This window comes from Streptomyces sp. NPDC085866, assembly GCF_044541035.1.
Lineage (GTDB): Bacteria > Actinomycetota > Actinomycetes > Streptomycetales > Streptomycetaceae > Streptomyces.
On record NZ_JBITSQ010000016.1, the window covers coordinates 149,294 to 166,896 of the forward strand.

The following is a 17,603-nucleotide window of genomic DNA, read 5'->3' on the forward strand; positions in this document are numbered from 1 at the left end:
ACGTGGGCCGAGGCGGAAACCTGTCCCGGAGCCGGGTGTCACCTCCCGCCGCGGTCGGTCTGCGCCCACGAGCTGTCGAGGAACGGGCTGGGCCTGCCGTGCCAGAAGACGTCCACACTGTCGCGTGCCCGGGTCGCGGCCACGAAGAGCAGGGACCTGGCTCGCTGCATCTCGTGCCGGTAGCGGGTGGGTTGGCGGTCACGCAGTCGGCTCACGTCCTCACGCGGAACGAGCCCGTCGGTCACGCCCGCGATGATCATCCGCTGGTACTCCAGCCCCTTGAACCGGAACATCGTGCCGATGTGCACCCCGGTGGAGCCGTTCGGTCCGTCGGAGCGGATCTCCACCGAGTCGATGCCGTGCAGCTTCAGCGTGTACCCCAGCTCGGTCGCCATCTGATTGGTCGGGACGCACACCGCGATCCGCTCGTGCGGGACAGCCGTGTCCGGGTCCGCGTCCCACTCCGTGATCAGAGCGGCCACACCCTCCCGCTCGGCCTCCCAGTCCGGGAAGGCGTGCCCGGCCGGGAGGCCGCCGTTGAGTACGGACCGGTATCCGGCGAGGGTCTCCGTGCCGCCGTCGAGATCGTCGTACGTCGTCTCGCCCAGGACTCCGAGGGCCGAGCGCAGGATCTGCCGTGTGGTGCGGTAGCTGAGGGTCAGCTTCGCGGACCGGCCGCGGATGTTGACGCCCAGACTGCCGAGCGTCACCTGGTTCTTGTAGATGCGCTGGTGGGTGTCGCCCACCAGGAACAGGTCGTCCGATGTACGGGGGGCCATGGCGCGCAGCATCTTCCAGTGGGCGGGACGCAGGTCCTGGGCCTCGTCCACCACGATGTGGCGGTAGCGATGGCGCAGCCGGCCTCCGGAGCCGTCCTGCAGGTGGATGTTGTCGAGGCCACCCGCTTCCTCCCGCTGCCGCGCGATGTTCCGGATGCGCTGTTCACGGCCCATCTCCAGGCGTGCCGCGCGCTCCGCCACCTGGTCCCAGGTCTGCCGCCCGAGCCGGTCGAGCCGCTGGGTGAAGCGTTCGGCGAGCTGCCAGATCTCGGCCCGCTCGCCGCGGCCGATGCTCTTGCCGCGCCCGGCCCGCCGGGCACGGAAGTAGTCGGTGCGGCTGCCGACCGCCTGGCCGAGGATGACCTGGGTCCACTCCTCGTGCAGGAACTCCGGGTCCCAGGTGTTCTCGCCCAGTTCGTCGAGCAGTGCGCGCCACTCGCGTACGGCCTGGCCGTCGTCGATGGCCTGCTTGCCGTTGCCGGGTTCGGCCTCACGGACGACACGCAGCGCCAACTGGTCGACGTGACTCACGTCGACCCGGCCGAGCAGTTCCTCACCGCCCAGCTCCAGCAGCCGGGAGCGCAGGTCGGCGGCGAGGTTCTTGTTGTAGGTGGTGAGCAGGACCGGCTTGTCGTGCCCCGGGGGGAGCTGCCGGACGAGGTGGCGTACCCGGTGGAGGGCGACGACGGTCTTGCCCGTGCCGGGCCCGCCTCCGACCCGTGCCGGTCCGTTGTAACGGCGCTCGACGAGTTTGGCCTGAGTGGGGTGCAGGAAGCTCTTCCACCGGCCGAAGTCACCGCTCTCCAGGGCTCCGCGGAGGTCCTCGTCCGTGGTGGTGACGACCGTCGCCGGTCGCCGGGCGGCGGCCGCGAAGTCGTCCGGGTCGACCGGCTCGGTGGCGGCCACCGGTCTGGTCACCTGGTCGAGCACGTCGTCGTACGACGCGCCGTCGAACAGCGCGATCAGCACCTCGCCGGTCAGCTGCGGCGCGTACTCGACGAGTCCGAGCAGCTGGTCCTCGGTGGTGAGCGTGCGGATGACGGGCAGCAGGGGTTCCGCGACGCCGAGTTCGGACAACTGACGGTCGGACCAGGCCGTGAACAGCGGCTCGGGCCGCGACACCGGGGGGAGCGGTTCGGGGGCAGCCGGGGGGTGCGGTTCGGGCTTGGCGGCCGGTGCCGGGGCGGTCGCGCCGGGCAGCCTGCCCAGGACACTGTCCTCCACCACCTCCAGATCGACGTACTCGATGCCGCCGGTGACCTGGTTGACCCCGTACGAGAGCCGGTTGTAGACGTCCTTGCGGTGCTTGACGGAGACGATCAGCCAGTCGTCGTCGGCGAGGCGCAGCAGCAGGGCCCGGTACTCGTCGTTGACGCGTGCCGACCAGAGCCGGTGGTCGCCCTTGAGCTGCTGGAGTTTGAGACCGGTGGTGTGCGGGTTCGTCCTGAACTTGTGCTGGAAGTCGAAGAAGGCACCCTTGACCGTGCGGGGCAGCTTGAGGATCTCCTTGTCGGCCCGGTCGAGCAGGCGCAGGGTCACGCCGGAGGTGGTCATCGCTTGGGCTCCCCGTCGCTGGTGGTGTCCTTGTTCGGGTGGCGGCCGTCGAGCCGGGCGATCAGCTCCGCGCTGTCCCAGTCGGCCGCCGTGCGGACCGTCCAGCCGGCCGCCGCGAACGCGCGTGCCTGGTCCTCGGCCTCGTAGTCCGGCTCGTCGCCGGCCGGGCGGGGGGCCCGGACCACGCCGATCAGGGCGTCGGGCCAGGCGAGATCGGCCTGCCAGCCGTGGCCGTCCAGTTCGTAGCCGTCCCGGGGGACCGGCATCGCCGCCGAGGCCAGCGCCTGTGCGAGGGCGGCGAGCCCCGGCTCCTCCGGGTCCAGCAGCTCGATGACCCGGTCCCAGCCGGGATCCCGGCCGTGGCCCGTGTCGCCGCGCTGCTCCGCCGCCTCCGGCTCGCGTGTGACGCTCTCGTCGACGGTGACGGCGGGGACGGCCGGTACGGCGGCGGCTTCCACAGCGGAGGGCTCCTCCGCGGGCCGGGGCACCGGGATACGCGCGGAGGACAACCAGCCCTCCCCGCCGGTCACGGTGAGGACCTCGGGGTCGAAGCCGTCGAGCATGCCCGACGTCAGCTGCGCGCTGTCACCGCCGCCGTGTTCGAGGAACTGCAGCACATTGCCCCACCAGAGCCAGGCGCGCCAGCGCCGCTTGTGGACCGGCCCTTCCTCCAGGGCCGCGACGCCGTCGTCGAGGACGGCCAGTCCCGTCCACACGGGCGGCGTCCGCCTGCCGTCGGCGGCCAGCACCAGGCGGCAGCCTGAGGCGTCGGAGCCGTACAGCATCCGCACCGGCCCGGCGGCCTTGGCGGGTACACCTGCGCGCAGCGCCTCCCGGATGCCCGCCGCGGCCTCGGCGCCGGTGAGGGCGGCGCCACGGATCCCGGTGGCCCCGCTCATGCCCGCGGCCACCGCTTCCGCCCGCCGTCGCCAGCGTTCCGGCTCGGGCGAGCGCAGGTAGGCCAGAAGCATCCGGGCCGGGTTGACCCACATGGTCTCGGCGAGTTCGCCGGGCAGCCCGCGGCCCACCCGGTCGTAGTAGTCGCGGGCGCGTTGCCGGCCGGTGGTGCCGTAGGGCGTCCACACGGAGGTGTCCGCGTCGGTCCCCGCGTACCCGGTGTCGTTGATCCGGCGGCGCCACGCCATCACGTCGTGGTAGGTCAGCTGGAACACCCGCAGCCCGTCGGCGCGCAGCCGGGTGCGCTTCACGGCGTCGTCCGCGAGCCGGTTGTGTTCGCGGGTGGCGTGGTACGCGTAGCCGTCGAGGTACAGCGCGACGCGCGGACTCGGGGAGTCCAGTCGCTCCAGGAGTATGTCGGGCCGGGTGCCGTCCAGCGCGCGCTGCTGGGAGACGCGCCAGCTGACGGTGGAGCCGTCCGGTGCCGTGAGCCGGAGGTCCAGGGCGTAGGTGCCGGCCGAGGTGGTGTAGGCGTCCGCCGCGGCCCTGGATTCCGGCAGTTTGGCCCAGTCGCGCAACGTCTCGACGAACAGGACCTCGAGGTCGCTCTCGGCCTGCCGCTGAATCGGGATGTCCTGCGTGGTGCTGACCTGCGAGGTGCGCCAGCGTTCTCCTTCGGCGCCGAGGAGTTCGTCCAGCATCTGCCGGACCTCGTTGCGGCTGACCTTGTCGTAGTCGGCCGCCGGCACCCGTCGCAGCAGGCACTGGTGGCAGCCGTCCATGCCTTTCTCCTGGCACGGGCAGTGCTCGATGACGTCGCGTGCCCTGAGCAGTACCTCCCGGAAGCCGTCCGCGGAGGCCAGCCGGTGCAGGTAGCCGGTGCCGCCGGGCAGCCGGTCGTAGACGACGAGGAAGCGCCGGGGCCAGTCGGTCTCCGGGTCGCCCGCGTCGTCGGGCATGGTCGCCTCGGCGATGTCGATGTGGTCGGGATCGCCGCCGTAGCGGGCGGCGATCCCCGCGAACAGGGCGGCGGTGAACGACGCGAGGCGCTCCTTGAAGCGGGCCACCGAGGCGGGCAGCAGGATGCGGACGGCCTCGGTGGTCAGTTCGTGGGCCAGCAGCAGGGGCACGTCCCGGCCTGCGCCCTGCGCTCCGGCCGTGCTCGCCGAGGCGCCGCGGATCCGGCGGCGCGGGCACCACAGCAGATGATGTGCCGAGGCCGGGGCGCTCGCCGCGCCGGACTCGGTGAGCGCGTGCTGGGGGACGTCCACCACCGGTCTGCCGTCGGCCGTCGCGCCGCCGCACGAGGTGCAGACGTAGAAGGGGTTGAGGCGGACGTCCTCCCCGGCGAGCGGCACCGTGCTGCTGCCGTCCTCGCGGTCGAGACCGAGGTTCAGGGTCCGGATCGTGGCGTGGCGGGTGAAGTCCACGCCGAACACGGCCCCGTCGTGCCGCCAGGATCCGGGAACGAGGCGGTCGGGGTCGATGTCGACGGTGGTGAGGGTCGCGTAGTGCCTGCGGTCGCGTTCGTCGCGGTCGTCGCGCACCCTGGCGTCCTCGCGCCGGTCACGGGACAGCACGCGCCGGGGACGCAGCACGTACTGCACGCAGCCCGCGTCGGCGATCTCCCGGCCACGGCAGCGCGGGCACGGTGTCGTGTCGCGCTCGGCGTTCTCGGTCCGCACGTAGCCGCAGGCGGGACAGAGCCGCCACACCGACCACGAGCGCCGGTCGGGTCCGCCGATGTCGAGGGCGCGGACCACGTGCCGGTAGCCGTTGACGTAGAAGCTGTTGCCGGGGGCGAGTTCGGTCAGGGCGAGGGCACTGGACCGTTCGTAGTCCCGGGTCTCGCTGCGGTACACCTTGGCCCCGGCAGGCCGGGCGCCCTCGTCCCGCGGGCCGTCCTCCTCGTCCGGGGTCTCCGACCAGTACAGCGTGGCTTCCAGCCGGGTGGTGGTGTCCGTCAGGCTGTAGTTCGGCAGCAGTCCGAGGTCCACCAGGGTGGCGTGCGCGGAGGACTGGCTCAGGTCCCGCAGCAGGTCCCCGGCGGCACGGCGCTCGGCCAGCAGTTCGCGCCGCTCCCGGTCCTGGGTGTCGTCGGACGAGGCGAGCTGCCCGGCCGCCTCGTCGATCGCCGCGATCCTGCGGCGCACCTCCTCGCGCCGGCCGGTCCAGTCCTCCTCCGCCTCCTGAAGCACCCGGACGATCCCGCCGGTCGCGTACGCGCGCAGTTCGTCCGCCGCGTGCACCGAGACGCCCTCCATGTCGGTGTCCTGGCCGTCGCCGGCGGGGAACAGCGCGAGGAAGTCCTCCACGAGGCGCGCCCCGTGGGTCTGCGCGGCGTCGGCGAGATCCTGGCACCATCCGCCGGTGCCGAAGAGGGCGGACGACAGCCGGGGCACGGGCGGGAGGGTCTCGCCGTCCGAGGTCCGCAGTTCCCCGCGGGCCGCCAGGTCCAGGAGCCGGGCGGTGTACTGGCGGCGCAGGATCTCCACGGCCGACAGGTAGCAGCCCGGCGGCAGGATGGTCCCCGCGATCATCTCGCGTGGCTGGTCCAGGTAGTACAGGTCACGTGCCCGGCGTCCGCCGAACGCGACCACCAGCGCGTTGCCGGTGCGTCGTCCGGCCCGCCCCGCCCGCTGCACGTAGTTGGCGGGCCCGGCGGGCAGGGAGCCGAGCAGGACGGCCGACAGGTCGCCGATGTCGATGCCGAGTTCCAGGGTCGGGGTGCACGACAGGACGTTGGGGTCGGTGTAGTGGGTGCCCGCCTTGAAGGCACGCTCGACGCGCTCCCGTTCGGGACGGCTCAGCATGCCGGTGTGCTCGGCCGTCACCACGCGGAACGTGCCGCCCGTCAGGTAGAGGCGGCGGTAATAGTCCCTGCGGTAGTCCCGCTCCCGCACGGGCCGTTCGGGGCGGAGGCCTTCGATTCCGGTGGTGGAGAGGTCGGGCTGCGGCGCGGTCAGCCGTCCCTTGCACCGGTAGCGGGGGCAGGGGTGGCCGTACCAGCGGGTGCGCCGCTCGGGGACGACGACCTGCTGCCAGCCGCAGTCCTCGCAGGCGACGAAGGCCTTGTTGACGACGGCGTCGTCGAGCAGCCGTACCTGGATGTGACCGGGCTGGAGCCCGTACACCCGGGTCTGCCGGTCACGGGTGGTGCGCGCCGACAGGACACCGGCGTCGGCGAGGTGGGGCAGCAGCCTGCGCAGGTACTCGGTCGCGCCGGCGGCGTCCAGGTCCAGGCATCGACGGGTCCAGTCCTGGTACCAGCCCAGCCGTCCGGTGACCGCGTCGAACTCGGACCCGTCCTTCTGCCCGTCCAGCAGGAACCGCGGCGGAGCGACGCCCTCGGGGAAGGCGGGCATGCCGTCGGGTCTGCGCCCGGAGATGAGGTAGCGGCTGATGCCGGCTTCCTTGATCCAGGTGTCGAGCCAGCGGTGCCGCACCGCGCCACGCAGCCGCAGCCGCTCCAGCAGACCCCGGAGGTAGGCGAGATAACGCTCGGGTGTGGGCAGCCCGCCCACGGCCAGCAGCTGGCCGGGCAGGGCCAGGTGCACGTCCCGGGCGAGGTCGGTGACGCCGTCGGGGTCGGCCACCGTCACCTCGGCCGCCGCGGTCCGGGTCAGTTCCAGGGTGCGGCCCATACGGCTGCGCAGCCCGAACTCCATGACCGTCGAGAAGGCCAGCCGCTCGCCGATCAGCCGCCAGGTGCGCGCGTCGCCCGTGCCCCGGCCGGACAGCAGCCGGTCGACCCCCGGCTCGTCGTGGAGGTCGGGGGGCACGACGGCGGCCAGCGCCTCGGGGTCGTCCACCGACTCAAGGACCAGCCCGATCAGGTCGTTGAGCGCGGTCGGAGCCCCGGATTCGTCCAGGTTGTGCGCGAGCAGCGAGCGCAGGGAGAACTTGTACGAGGCGTTCGCGACGTATCCCGCCCGGTGTGCCGCGTCCTGGGTCGAGTCGTTGAACAGCAGCGTCTTGCGTTCCTCCGGGACGAGCGCGATGTCGCCGCCGGTGAACAGCTGGGTGACCGTCGCGGAGGCGAGGGCCGCCTGGGCGGTACCGAGGAAGCGGATGCTGTTGTCGGTGTGGCAGGCCGGGCACCGGTCGTCCTTCGCGGCCCGGTCGGCGCTCTTGCGGTCGAGCACGGCCAGCGCGAACCAGGCGTCGACCAGTTCCCCGTCGTCCGCGGGCGTGGGCAGCCGGTAGGTGCCCCGTGAGCCGTCCAGGACGACGACGGACAGCGGGTCGACGCCGCCGTCCGAGGGCCGGGCCCCGGTCAGCGCGTCGAGGGTCTGCCGTCGCTCACCAGGGGTGGCGGCGATGAAGTAGCGCAGGCGCCGCTTGTCCCGGCCGACACCGGCCCGCCAGATGCGGTCCTGCGCGGTGACGAGCTGCTGCGGGTCGGCCTCGGGGGACAGCGCGGCCCATCCGGAGCGTCCGCAGTTGCGGCAGTACACGGCCGGAAGGTGCACCTGGGCGGGGCGCGGGGCGGTGTCGGCGCCCGGCAGGGGCTGCGGCCGGCGGCTCGACGCGTACGACGGCATGCTGCCGGAGGAGGTGTCCGCATCCTCCTCACCGGGCGGCGCGGCGTTGAGCGCGGCCCGGCGCGCGGCGGTCCGGTCGTCCTCGTACCAGCGGAACTCGGGGGCCGGTCCGACTCCGCGCAGCACGCGTGTCACGGGCCGCACCCACAGGTGCGCCTCGATGTGCAGCAGCGGCCGGGGCCCGCGCTCGTCGGAGTCCGGGTCGCGGGCGGCGGACAGCAGTGCCACGAACCGGGACAGCGCCTGGAGCGCCAGCCGGGGGTTCTCGCGCGCGGTGCGGCCCCAGGAGTAGCCGAACCGGGGGCCCAGCCGGTCCCGCAGCGTCCACTCGTCCAGCGGTTCGCCGTCGAGCAGCGACAGCACGCCGAGGGTGAAGTCGTGCCGCTTCAGCAGCCGTCCGACGCGGAAGGCGTCCAGACCGGAGCGGCCCAGCAGCCGGGTGGCGAGCGCGTCCAGGTCCAGCAGGTCGGGCCGGGCCTCGACGTCCGGCCCGCCGGACACCGCGACGACCTCCTGCGGGCTCGGCGGTTCGGGCAGCTCGTAGTCGACGGCGCCGGTGAACTCTTCGGCGGTCATCCGCTCCTCGCCGATGACCGCGTCCGCGGGGAACGGCATGCCGAAGACCCGTGCCGCCACGTCGAGGATGCCCCCGGCCTCCTTGCCGGGCGCTCCCTCGCCGAGGGTCGCCGAGGTCGCCACCGGGCAGATCGACCCCAGGGGCCGGCCGGGCCGGGCCGCGCCGGTGGCGGCGGCGAGCCTGCGCAGCAGCATCGCCACGTCGGTGCCCTGCGCGCCGTCGTACGTGTGGAACTCGTCCAGCACGACGTACGCGGGCTCGGCGCCCTCCCACAGACCCCGGTCCTCGCCGCGCTGGAGCAGCAGGTCGAGCATCTTGTAGTTGGTGATCAGCACGTCGGGCGGTGCCAGGCGCATCTCCTCGCGCCGTGTCATCACCCGCCGGAAGTCGGTGTCGGGCCGGTCGCCGATGTACAGCCCCGCCGTGACCTGGGCCAGCTCCGGACGCGCGAGGTACTCGGCGATGCGTCCCGCCTGGTCGGTGGCGAGCGCGTTCATGGGGTAGAGCAGCACCGCCTTGATCCCGCGCAGGCCCTCGGCCTTCCGGCGCCGGCAGTGGTCCAGTACGGGGATCAGGAAGGACTCGGTCTTGCCGGAGCCGGTGCCGGTGGTCACGAGCGTCGGCCGGGCGGGCCCGTGCAGTGTGGACAGCCGGGCCCACGCCTTGGCCTGGTGCCGCCACGGAGCGAACCCGGGGAACCCCGCGGACCACTCCACGTCCCGCCGCCAGCCGTCGCCGGCGACGTGGAACGGTGTCCGGATCCGCAGGTAGGGCCCGCGGAAGATGCCGGTCTCGGGGTGCCCGAGGAAGCGTTCCAGGGCGCCGCGGGTGGTCTCGTCGGCGAGGGCGTACGTCGTCGTGAGGTACTGCGTCAGACTGCCGCGGAGCTGCGCGGCGGCCATGGTGGGCTTCACGACGGTCCCCCTTGCGATGCCGGTGCCCAGGTGATCGGTACCACCGTATAGGGGGTGGTCAGCACCCCCTATACGGTGGTGAACCGGGTATGACCTAGGAGGCCTTCCAGGCCGCCATCTCCTCGGCGAAGTCGCGGTACGACCGGTTGTTGCCGCCGGGCCGGGCGGTGACGTGACCGGCCTTGACCGCTTCCTCCATGATCTTGGGAGCGTAGGACACGCTGTACGGAGGTTTGCCGAGGCACTTCACCAGGTGCTCCTTGGCCTTCACGATCTGGCCGAGGTCGCGGCGGCGTTCGGTCTCTTTGAGGTGCCAGCCCGGTTTGACCTTCGGGAACGCCTCGGGGAAGAGCATGAGCCAGGCTTCCATCTCGTAAGCGGCCAGGGCCAGCGCGGAAGGGCAGCACTCCTTGAAGGTGGCGCGCATCTCCTCGGTGATGCGCCTGCGTACTCGCTCGTAGTTCTCGTCGGTCACCGCGTCGAGATCGACGTGTATGACGACCCCGGCCAGTTTCGCCGTATCCGCATGGCCTTGGGCGAATCGCTTGATCTCCTGCAGGCGAGGGGAGAGCGTCGCCTGGGCACGAGCCAACCGGACCGGCTTCTTCATGAACTTCACTTCCGGGCAGGGCCCCGGATGCAGCGCGGGGATCAGGTGCTGGAGCACCTTGCAGTCGTTCGGGTCCTCGCCAGCCACCACGATGACCGAGCGCTGACGGCTGCGAGTGGGCTTCGGACTCACAGGGCACCCCCGAGAGCGCCCGAGTACCAGAGATCGCCCATCGGCTCGTACTCGGACTTCTCGATGACCCGCTGGATGTCCTCCAGGCTTCTGGCCGGGATACGGGAAGCACCGCTTGGGAGCCTCTCGCACACGATCAGTTCCTCGGGTTCCAGCGCGTTGACGAGGACTGGTGAATGGGTGGTCACCAGGAACTGCCCGCGTGCACTGGCCTCGCGCAGTCTGAGCGTGAGAAGGCTCAGCACGTGGGGGTGGAGGCCGTGGTCGATTTCTTCGATGCACGTCAGCAGGGGAGGCTCCGGATCATGGATGACCGCGAGCATGCACAGGACCCGGACAGTGCCCCAGGACGCGTCTGCCAGGCGGGTGCGTCCTCGCAGGCTCTCCTCCTCCAGTTCCACCTCGACCTGGCCGGAGCCAGGGACGAGTGACATGTGGATCTTTCGGATCTGTGGGACCGCTGTCCTGATGTCCTCTTCGAGGAGTTCCCAGGTGTCCCCGTTTTCCCGAAGGCGCAGCAGGAAGTCCGCCAGGTTGGAGGCGTCGCCTTTCAGGTGCCACTCCGACTCGGTTACCGCCGACGGTTTCCGCGCGGCCCTCACATCGGGGTCGAACACCCGGATCCGGGCCAGGTGGTGTCGCACCTCGCTGACGGCCTTTCCGGACGGACTGTCCTCCGGGAGGGGTAAGACTTGGGTCTGGTGAAGGGCGGACACCATGCGACCGAGCTTGACCCGGGCCTTCGAGTCGTCCGTCACCGACGGGCTGTGGACGACGCCAGCGCTACCCGTCAGTTCGACCGACGACTCGGTGCCCGCGCATGGGTGCTGGATGAACCGCTCCTGCCGGGAGAGCACATGCTCACGGTGCCGTGGCTCGGGGAGCCGACGTCGGGAGATGCTCAGTTCGTAGCTGTCCGGCGCCTCCTCCGACGCGAAGTCCGACCAGACGCCCTCGACACCGAAGGAGATCTTCGACACCGGATTCCGGCCGCCCCGGAACGCCAAGGCCTCGAACCCGCCGCGCTCCTCCAGGGCTGGCTCGACCCCTTTGCGGGTCACGTCCCCCAGGAACTCCAGGGCGTGCAGCACGTTCGACTTGCCCGCCGCGTTCGGACCGACCATGACGGTCAGTGGTCCGAGAGGCAGCTTCGTGTCGGTCAGGGTGCGGAAGTTCCGCACGGTCAGACCGAGTATCCGGTGGTTCACGCCTCGCGCCCATCGTGGAACGGCCGGGCGCTCGCGCCCGGTCAGCGAACTGGTCGGCGCACGGCGGACGGTCCCGAAGCGTGCCTCTGAGTGCCGCTCAGTTCCCCATGTGCATCGTCCACTTGGCGCGTCCGACCACCGAGCATCACGAAGCGTACAACTTGCGTCACACCGTCACCAGGTACTTGAACACATCAGCCATGCGGGCCGAAATGACTCTCTTTTCAACTGCTTCGAGCCGAGCGGACCCTGACGGGAAGGGATGCGCATGGACAGTGCCGAGGGGGAGCCGCGATGTCCGGACCGCTCTATGTTCCCGTTCTGCCAGCAAAGCCGCACGCGGCCGGGGCCTGCGGGCGTCTGTGGCCGGACGTCCGGGCCGTGGTCAGGCCGCTGTGGAACCTCCCGCCGTTGCCCGGGGTGGCTCCGGAGACGCTGGCCACGGTGGTCGGCAAGTACGTCGATCCGGTGAGTGCCGTGAGCCGTCACGGCGGATGGATCGACGCTCCCTTCGGCGAGGACGCCCAGACCGCCGCCCTCGCCGAAGCGCTTGCCCTGTACTGCGAGTTGGGGCGGCTCCGGCCGGTCACCGGGCCGGAGAGGACCCGGGCGCAGCAGGCGGCGGCCGTGGAGACGGCCCGGCGCTGCCTGCGCGGACTGGGTGTCCGGGTGCGGGTCACGGGGGAGTGGGACGGCCGTCTCGGGGAGGAGGTCCGGGGGCTGCTGGCCCGGACCGGTCCTGAGGTGCCCGTGCATCTGCTGCTCGACATGGGCGCGGTTCTCGACGACCGGCCCGACGCGGGCAAGGAGGCGCTGCGCGCCCTCGACGCGCTGATGCCGGTGGCCATCTGGCGGAGCGCCACTCTGCTCGGGGGAGGCTTTCCCCGGGTCAGCGCCGACATGCTGGAGGAGGGGGCGTGTGAGGAGTCGAGGGCGGAGTGGCGCATGTGGCACGAGGTGCGCGCCGCGGGCAGGTCCTACGCTCCGCTGCTCGGTTACGGCGACTACGGGGTGCAGCCTCCGAGTGCCCTCGCGCAGGCCCCGGCACCCGGGCGGAAGGGCGGCCCGCCCTGGGGCGTGCTCCGCTACACCACCGACAGTTCGTACATCGTCGTCAAGACGTTGACCCGGGGGCCCGACCGGATCCCCGTGAACCGCGCTGCGGCTCGCCGGATCACCGAACTGCCCGAGTTCCGGGGAGCGGGGGCCGGCCAGGGCGAGGAATGGCTCAGCGACTGCGCGAACGGCCCGCTCTCGGTCAGCGAGGGGGTGGGCGGGCCCACGGAGTGGCTGCGGGCGGGGAACCTTCAGCACATGACGTACGTCGTACGGAGCCTGCCCGGCGGCTGAGCGGGCCGCCGGGCCCGGGCGCCCGAGCCCGGCCGCCCCGTCCGGGGGGTTCAGCCGAACAGCGGTGCCAGCGCGGTCTCGCCCGCCATGATCCGCCAGGCGGGCACCCGCACCGTCCGGCTCACCGGGCCGGGTTTGGCACCGTGGCCCCCGGAGGGCAGTCCGGTAAGCAGGTCGCCGCGTGCGTGGGTGAGCCGAAGGTGCCGCGCGGGGTCTTCGCCGGGCCTCGGGCCCGGGTCGATCAGCACCGCCGTGTTCTCGCCGGCGTCGGTGAACAGCAGGTCCACCGGGTGTCCGCCCACCGGCACGGCCCGTTCCAGATCGGTGACACCTCGTTCGGTCAGGTAGCGCTGCAGGAGGTCGGCGAGGTCCTCGCGGGCCTCGCTCACCGGACCGGGCATGCCGGCCTCGGTCGCCGTGCCGTCGCCGCCCGCTCCCAGCAGTGGCGAGCGCGCGGCGAGGAGGGCAGGCAATCCGCTCTGCTCCTGCCAGAAGGCGTGGCAGCCCACGGTGATCAGCTGCGACTTGGCCCGGGTGACCGCCACGTTCCACAGGTTGACCTGGCTCGCGACCCAGTGCGTGGTCCGGGGCGGTGTGTTGTGCGCCGCCACCGGGCTGAGCACCATCACGTCACGCTGTCCGCCCTGGAAGGTGTGGACGGTGCCGACCCGGACGCGGTCGTCGTCCCGCCACATCCGGGCCAGTGTCTCCTTCTGCGCCCGGAACGGCGTGACCACTCCCACTGTCGCGTCCGGCGGAAGTCCTGCCAGCAGCCCGTCGACCACGCCGCGGACGGCCTCCGCCTCCACCGTGTTCCGCCAGGACCGCCCGTCACCGCCGCGCGCCGATGCCCCGGACGGTACGTCGACCCAGCCGAGCACCGGTGCCGGGTCGGCCGCTCCCGCCGGGTCGTGCGCCGGCACCTGCCGCCGCACGTCGGTCAGCACCCGCAACCGACCGCCGTAGCAGTGGCCGTTGACGACGTTCGCGATCCGCGGATGGCAGCGGTAGTGCTCGTCGAGGAGCAGCGCGCCGTCGCCGTGCTGTTCGGCCGCGTGGTACGAGGAGTGCACGTGGTAGGCGAGGCGGTGGTGCTCCAGTTGCGCGGCGCTCAGCCCGGCCCGCGTCCGTGCCTGCCGCTCCTGCTGCGGTGACACGCCGGGGATGTGCCCGAGCTGCATGGGGTCACCGATGATCAGTGCCCGTCGGGCCCGGAACAGCAGCGGCAGCACCGACGGGATGGAGCACTGGCTGGCCTCGTCGATGACGACGAGATCGAACAGCTTCGGGGTGAGTTCCAGCTGCCGCACCGAGTGGGTGCTGACGGCCCATCCCTTGATGTGTGTCATCAGGTTCTTCTGGCTGCGCTGGTAGCCGGAGCGGCGGCGGAGTGCCTGGAGCCGCTGGTTCATGAGCCCGGTGGCCCGGTCGAGGGTCTCGGCGGACAGCGCGCGGGACAGTTCCGCCGACAGGCCGGACAGCGCCTCCGCCGTCGCCAGCCGGGACTCCTTGAGCCCATCCTCGTCCCAGTCCCCCTGCCTTCGGACGAGTTCGCGCACCTCCCGCTCCACGGACAGGATCCCGGCCAGGGACTCCAGCAGTCCGGGCGGCACCGGTCGTCCCGTCGCCCACTCCGGCCAGGCTGGTCCGGCCCCCTTGGGCTGCTCCGCCCCCGCCGCGACCAGCGCGGCGAGAGCACGCCCACGCCGCCATGCCCCCAGCTGCCACCAGCGGGCCCCGGCCGTCTTCCGCGCCCGCTCCGCCCACCGGCCCAGCGGGGCCGGGCCGTCCGCGTCCGCCGCCCAGGCCCCTTCGAGGAGGGGCAGGGGCAGCTCCAGCTCGGCGGCCCGTTCCTCCCGGTCGCGGAGCAGTTCCAGCAGCCGCGTCTCCTCACCGACGCGGTGGTCCGCTTCCGCCCGCAGCCGGTCCGCCGTCCCGCGGGTGTTGCGCAGCTCGCCGCCGACGGTGGCCGATCCGCGCCGCGGCGTCGTGACCGGTTCGGCGAGCAGCCGTTCCAGTTTGGCCGCCTCCCGCTCCAGTGCCTCCGCGTTGCCCGTCCGCATCAGCAGGCCGGGCGCGATGTCGTCGCAGCGCTGGGCTACGACGTTCACGGCCTCGTTGTTCGTGGAGGCGACCAGCACCGACTGTCCCGCGGCGACGCAGGTGGTGACGACCGCCGTGACGACCTCGCTCTTGCCGGTGCCGGGCGGCCCCGTCGCCACCGTCAGCGGCTGGGTCATCGCCGAGGAGATCACCTGTTCCTGGCTCTCGTTGCACGGTCCCGGAGCGACGGGTGTCACCGGGTTCGCCGAGGCCGCCGTCGTGGCCGGCGCCTGCCGGGCACCGCCGTCCAGCAGTGCGTCCAGGGCGGTGCCCGTGATCTGCGCGGTCCGCGTGGAGATCTCCAGCAGGTTGTCCACCAGCGCCTGGGTGGCCATGGCCTCCGCACCGGACGGCACCAGCAGCACGGCCGCGTTGTGCGCGCCGGGCCGCAGTGCCTGCATGACCGTGCGCTCGCTGAGGGCCGACGGGTCCAGCGGTTCGAGTTCCGGCAGCCCCAGTTCCTCCAGCAACTCCCTTATGGCGCGCAGCATCTGGGCGTCGTTGCCCTCCTGCCAGGCCGGCTGCCAGCGGGCGACCAGGTCGGCGGCGTCGCCCGCGTCCAGGAGCTCCGAGACGACCCCGGTGTGCAGGGACGGCACCCCGCTGGGCCGGAGCACGTCCCGGCCGTCCTCGTCCGGCGCCAGCTCCATCTGCTGGACGAGCAGCGGCGCCAGCTCGACTGTTGCGCGCCGCCCCCGGCCGCCGTCCCGTGAGGGAAGCGTGATCGCCGGATACCCGTACCAGTACTCCTGGCGCGTCCCCGCCTCGGTGCCTGAGCCGGACCGCCCGGCCTGGGGCCGGGGCAGCGATCCGGGCGCGACGATGTGCGGTCCGCGGCCCGACTGGATGGTCTCCTCGCCCTGGGCCAGCAGGAAGTACTTCGTGTTCCGGCCGGCGTCCCGGTCGGGCCGCATTCCGGCCGCCGCCTGCGCGGTGAGGCAGTCCGCGTAGTACCGCAGCAGCCGCTGCGGGTCGACGCCGTCCCGTTCGTCCGACTCGGCCAGCGCCCGGGCCTTCAGCAGCGCGGGGGAGCGCCGGGCGGCTTCGGTGGCGTCGTGGGGGAGCGCGGGAAGGCGTACGGGCCGGGCCACCGACCGGGCGAAGGGGAGGCTCCGGGTGGCCCTGATCGTGGACTTGGTGGGCCGCTGCTCCTCCGGGACGCCGTCGCGGGTCATCTGGGCGGTCAGGTAGTCGAAGAGGTCGTCCGGGGTGATCCAGCCGCCGTCCTTGATCCGGCCGTTGCGCAGCCCCTCGACGATCTCCCCGGTGAACCGGGAGGTGCCGAGGCTGGACCCGGGCGGCGCCATCGCGGAGGCCGCCTGGAGGGCGTCGGACGCGGTGATGAAGTACACGCCGGTCGGCCGCAGAAGAGTGCTCGGCGCGGGCCGGTCCGGTTCCCCCGCGGGGCCCTTGGCGGTCCAGCCCTGTACGACGGAACCGCTGGAGCAGCAGTCCAGCAGCACCAGTTTGGAGGCGGCCCGGCAGGACTGGAGCATCCGCTCCAGGAACTCCGCCGGCACGGCCGTGCCCGGCAGGTCGGCGGGGTCGGTGTCGCGGGTCAGGAAGTACAGCTGGCCGTCCTGCTCGCAGTACTCGCCGTGCCCGCTGAAGTAGAGCAGCGCGGTCTCGCTGGGCTGCCGGGACTCCAGGAACGTCTCGACGGCGTGCAGCATCTCCGCGCGCGTCGGCTCGGCGGCCACCGCGCACTCGTTGTACATGCCGATCTCGGTGTTCTCCAGCACCGCCCGCATGTAGTGCAGGTCGGCCCGCACGGCCGAGAGGTTCTGGTACGCCTCGCTGTCGTACGTGGAGACGCCGACGAGTAACGCGTGGCGGTCGTTGTCGGTCATCGCTGCTCAGGCCGCCGTCGTGCCGTCATCGCCGTCGTCCGCGAGGAACCGCTCGATCAGCGTGTCGTCCTCGCGGGCCTCCTTGCCGGTGATGTGCAGGACCGCCCCGTCGGGCCGCTTGACCAGGATGGTGCGCTGGGGGACTCGCGCCAGCCACGTCTGCACCAGAGCGACGACGAAAGAGCCGGCGCTCAGCAGCAGCCCGACGCTCTCGGCGGACGGGCCGCCCTTGTCGCCGACCCCCGCCAGGCTGCCCGGTTCGGGCAGGTCCAGCCTGGCCGTGGAGTCCGCCTCGGCGAGCGCGGCGAGCAGTTCGCGTGCGTCCTTACGGGCGCGCAGCGGGTCCTCGTCGATGACGGAGATCCGGTATCCGCTGTGGTTGTCGTGCATGGCGTTCTCGTGCTCCCCGTGAGTTCACCGGCTCCTTGCCGGGCGAACGACACTAGCGCCCGCCACTGACACCGACGGTCCAATGCGCCATGCCATCCCGGCCGTTGGCGTGAACACGGTTGCCGATGGCCGGGTCGTGCGCGTCTCACGCCAGGCCAGTTCCGCCCAGACCGTCTTGCCCGGCGCGCCGTCGCGCGACGCGACGGCCCAGCGGGTCGCCAGCCCCGCGACGATCAGCAGCCCCCGGCCGGACTCCGCGTCGCCGGGCGGTTCCGCGTCGGTGAGCACGGGGACGCGTTCGGTCCGGGTGTCGGTGACCTCGACGCGCACGGTGTCGGTGCCGTGGGTGAGCCGGACGTGGAAGTCCCGTCCGGGGACGTGCCCGTGCCGTACGGAGTTGGCGGCCAGCTCGGCGGTGATCAGCGTGAGCGTGTCGTTGACCCAGCCGCCGTACGGGTGCCCCCACGCGTCGAGCCGGTGGGACACCAGCCTGCGGGCGAGGCGCGCGCCGCGCGGGGACGAGGTGAACGCCATCGCGAACTCGTGGAGGGGGCCGGCGGTTTCGGCCTCGGCGCCGGGGGCGTGCACCCGCTGGGTGGAGATTGGGCTGTTCATGTGGCCCACGCTGCCGGGGCCGACCTAGCGTGACCAGATACGGCGCGCACACGGAGGGTCGCTGTAAGTGGCTGGTGTGC

At 72.4% G+C, this 17,603-nt stretch carries 8 protein-coding genes; 1 reads left to right on the forward strand and 7 read right to left on the reverse strand.

Annotation, left to right across the window (positions count from 1 at the left end; genetic code table 11):
- Positions 1-38: 38 nt before the first annotated feature.
- The 4 genes from ACIF83_RS34870 to ACIF83_RS34885 form a co-directional block, all read right to left on the reverse strand.
- Positions 39-2,333, reverse strand: a complete 2,295-nt coding sequence (locus tag ACIF83_RS34870) for a UvrD-helicase domain-containing protein (RefSeq protein WP_399732941.1) — start codon at positions 2,331-2,333, stop codon at positions 39-41.
- Positions 2,330-9,265, reverse strand: a complete 6,936-nt coding sequence (locus tag ACIF83_RS34875) for a DEAD/DEAH box helicase (RefSeq protein ID WP_399732944.1) — start codon at positions 9,263-9,265, stop codon at positions 2,330-2,332. The genes ACIF83_RS34870 and ACIF83_RS34875 overlap by 4 nt, the downstream gene beginning before the upstream one ends.
- Positions 9,266-9,359: 94 nt before the next feature.
- Positions 9,360-10,007 (reverse strand): hypothetical protein, encoded by a 648-nt coding sequence (locus ACIF83_RS34880; RefSeq protein WP_399732946.1) that lies wholly within the window; start codon positions 10,005-10,007, stop codon positions 9,360-9,362.
- Entirely contained in the window at positions 10,004-11,215 is a 1,212-nt protein-coding gene (locus ACIF83_RS34885; protein ID WP_399732949.1) for an AAA family ATPase, read from the reverse strand. The genes ACIF83_RS34880 and ACIF83_RS34885 overlap by 4 nt, the downstream gene beginning before the upstream one ends.
- Positions 11,216-11,509: 294 nt before the next feature.
- Here ACIF83_RS34885 and ACIF83_RS34890 point away from each other — a divergent pair, with 294 nt between their 5' ends.
- Entirely contained in the window at positions 11,510-12,565 is a 1,056-nt protein-coding gene (locus ACIF83_RS34890) for a beta family protein (protein WP_399732952.1), read from the forward strand.
- A gap of 50 nt (positions 12,566-12,615) precedes the next feature.
- Here ACIF83_RS34890 and ACIF83_RS34895 read toward each other — a convergent pair whose 3' ends face one another.
- Genes ACIF83_RS34895 through ACIF83_RS34905 form a run of 3 tightly spaced genes read right to left on the reverse strand, consistent with a single transcriptional unit; the run spans position 12,616 to position 17,523 of the window.
- A complete protein-coding gene (locus ACIF83_RS34895) occupies positions 12,616-16,518 on the reverse strand; it encodes an AAA domain-containing protein (RefSeq protein ID WP_399732955.1) in 3,903 nt (1,300 codons plus the stop codon).
- A 6-nt stretch (positions 16,519-16,524) separates the two neighbouring features.
- Positions 16,525-16,908: a hypothetical protein gene (locus ACIF83_RS34900; RefSeq protein ID WP_399732958.1), complete on the reverse strand. Its 384-nt coding sequence runs from the start codon at positions 16,906-16,908 to the stop codon at positions 16,525-16,527.
- A 24-nt stretch (positions 16,909-16,932) separates the two neighbouring features.
- Positions 16,933-17,523 carry an ATP-binding protein gene (locus ACIF83_RS34905; RefSeq protein WP_399732961.1) on the reverse strand — a complete coding sequence of 197 codons (591 nt, stop codon included), beginning with the start codon at positions 17,521-17,523 and terminating at the stop codon, positions 16,933-16,935.
- Positions 17,524-17,603 lie beyond the last annotated feature (80 nt).

What these genes read in the sequence shown, in the direction of transcription:
- ACIF83_RS34870 (WP_399732941.1), bottom strand. Translation starts at nt 2,333, where the DNA reads ATGACCACCTCCGGCGTGACCCTGCGCCTGCTCGACCGGGCCGACAAG.
- ACIF83_RS34890 (WP_399732952.1), top strand. Translation starts at nt 11,510, where the DNA reads ATGTCCGGACCGCTCTATGTTCCCGTTCTGCCAGCAAAGCCGCACGCG.
- ACIF83_RS34895 (WP_399732955.1), bottom strand. Translation starts at nt 16,518, where the DNA reads ATGACCGACAACGACCGCCACGCGTTACTCGTCGGCGTCTCCACGTAC.
- ACIF83_RS34900 (WP_399732958.1), bottom strand. Translation starts at nt 16,908, where the DNA reads ATGCACGACAACCACAGCGGATACCGGATCTCCGTCATCGACGAGGAC.
- ACIF83_RS34905 (WP_399732961.1), bottom strand. Translation starts at nt 17,523, where the DNA reads ATGAACAGCCCAATCTCCACCCAGCGGGTGCACGCCCCCGGCGCCGAG.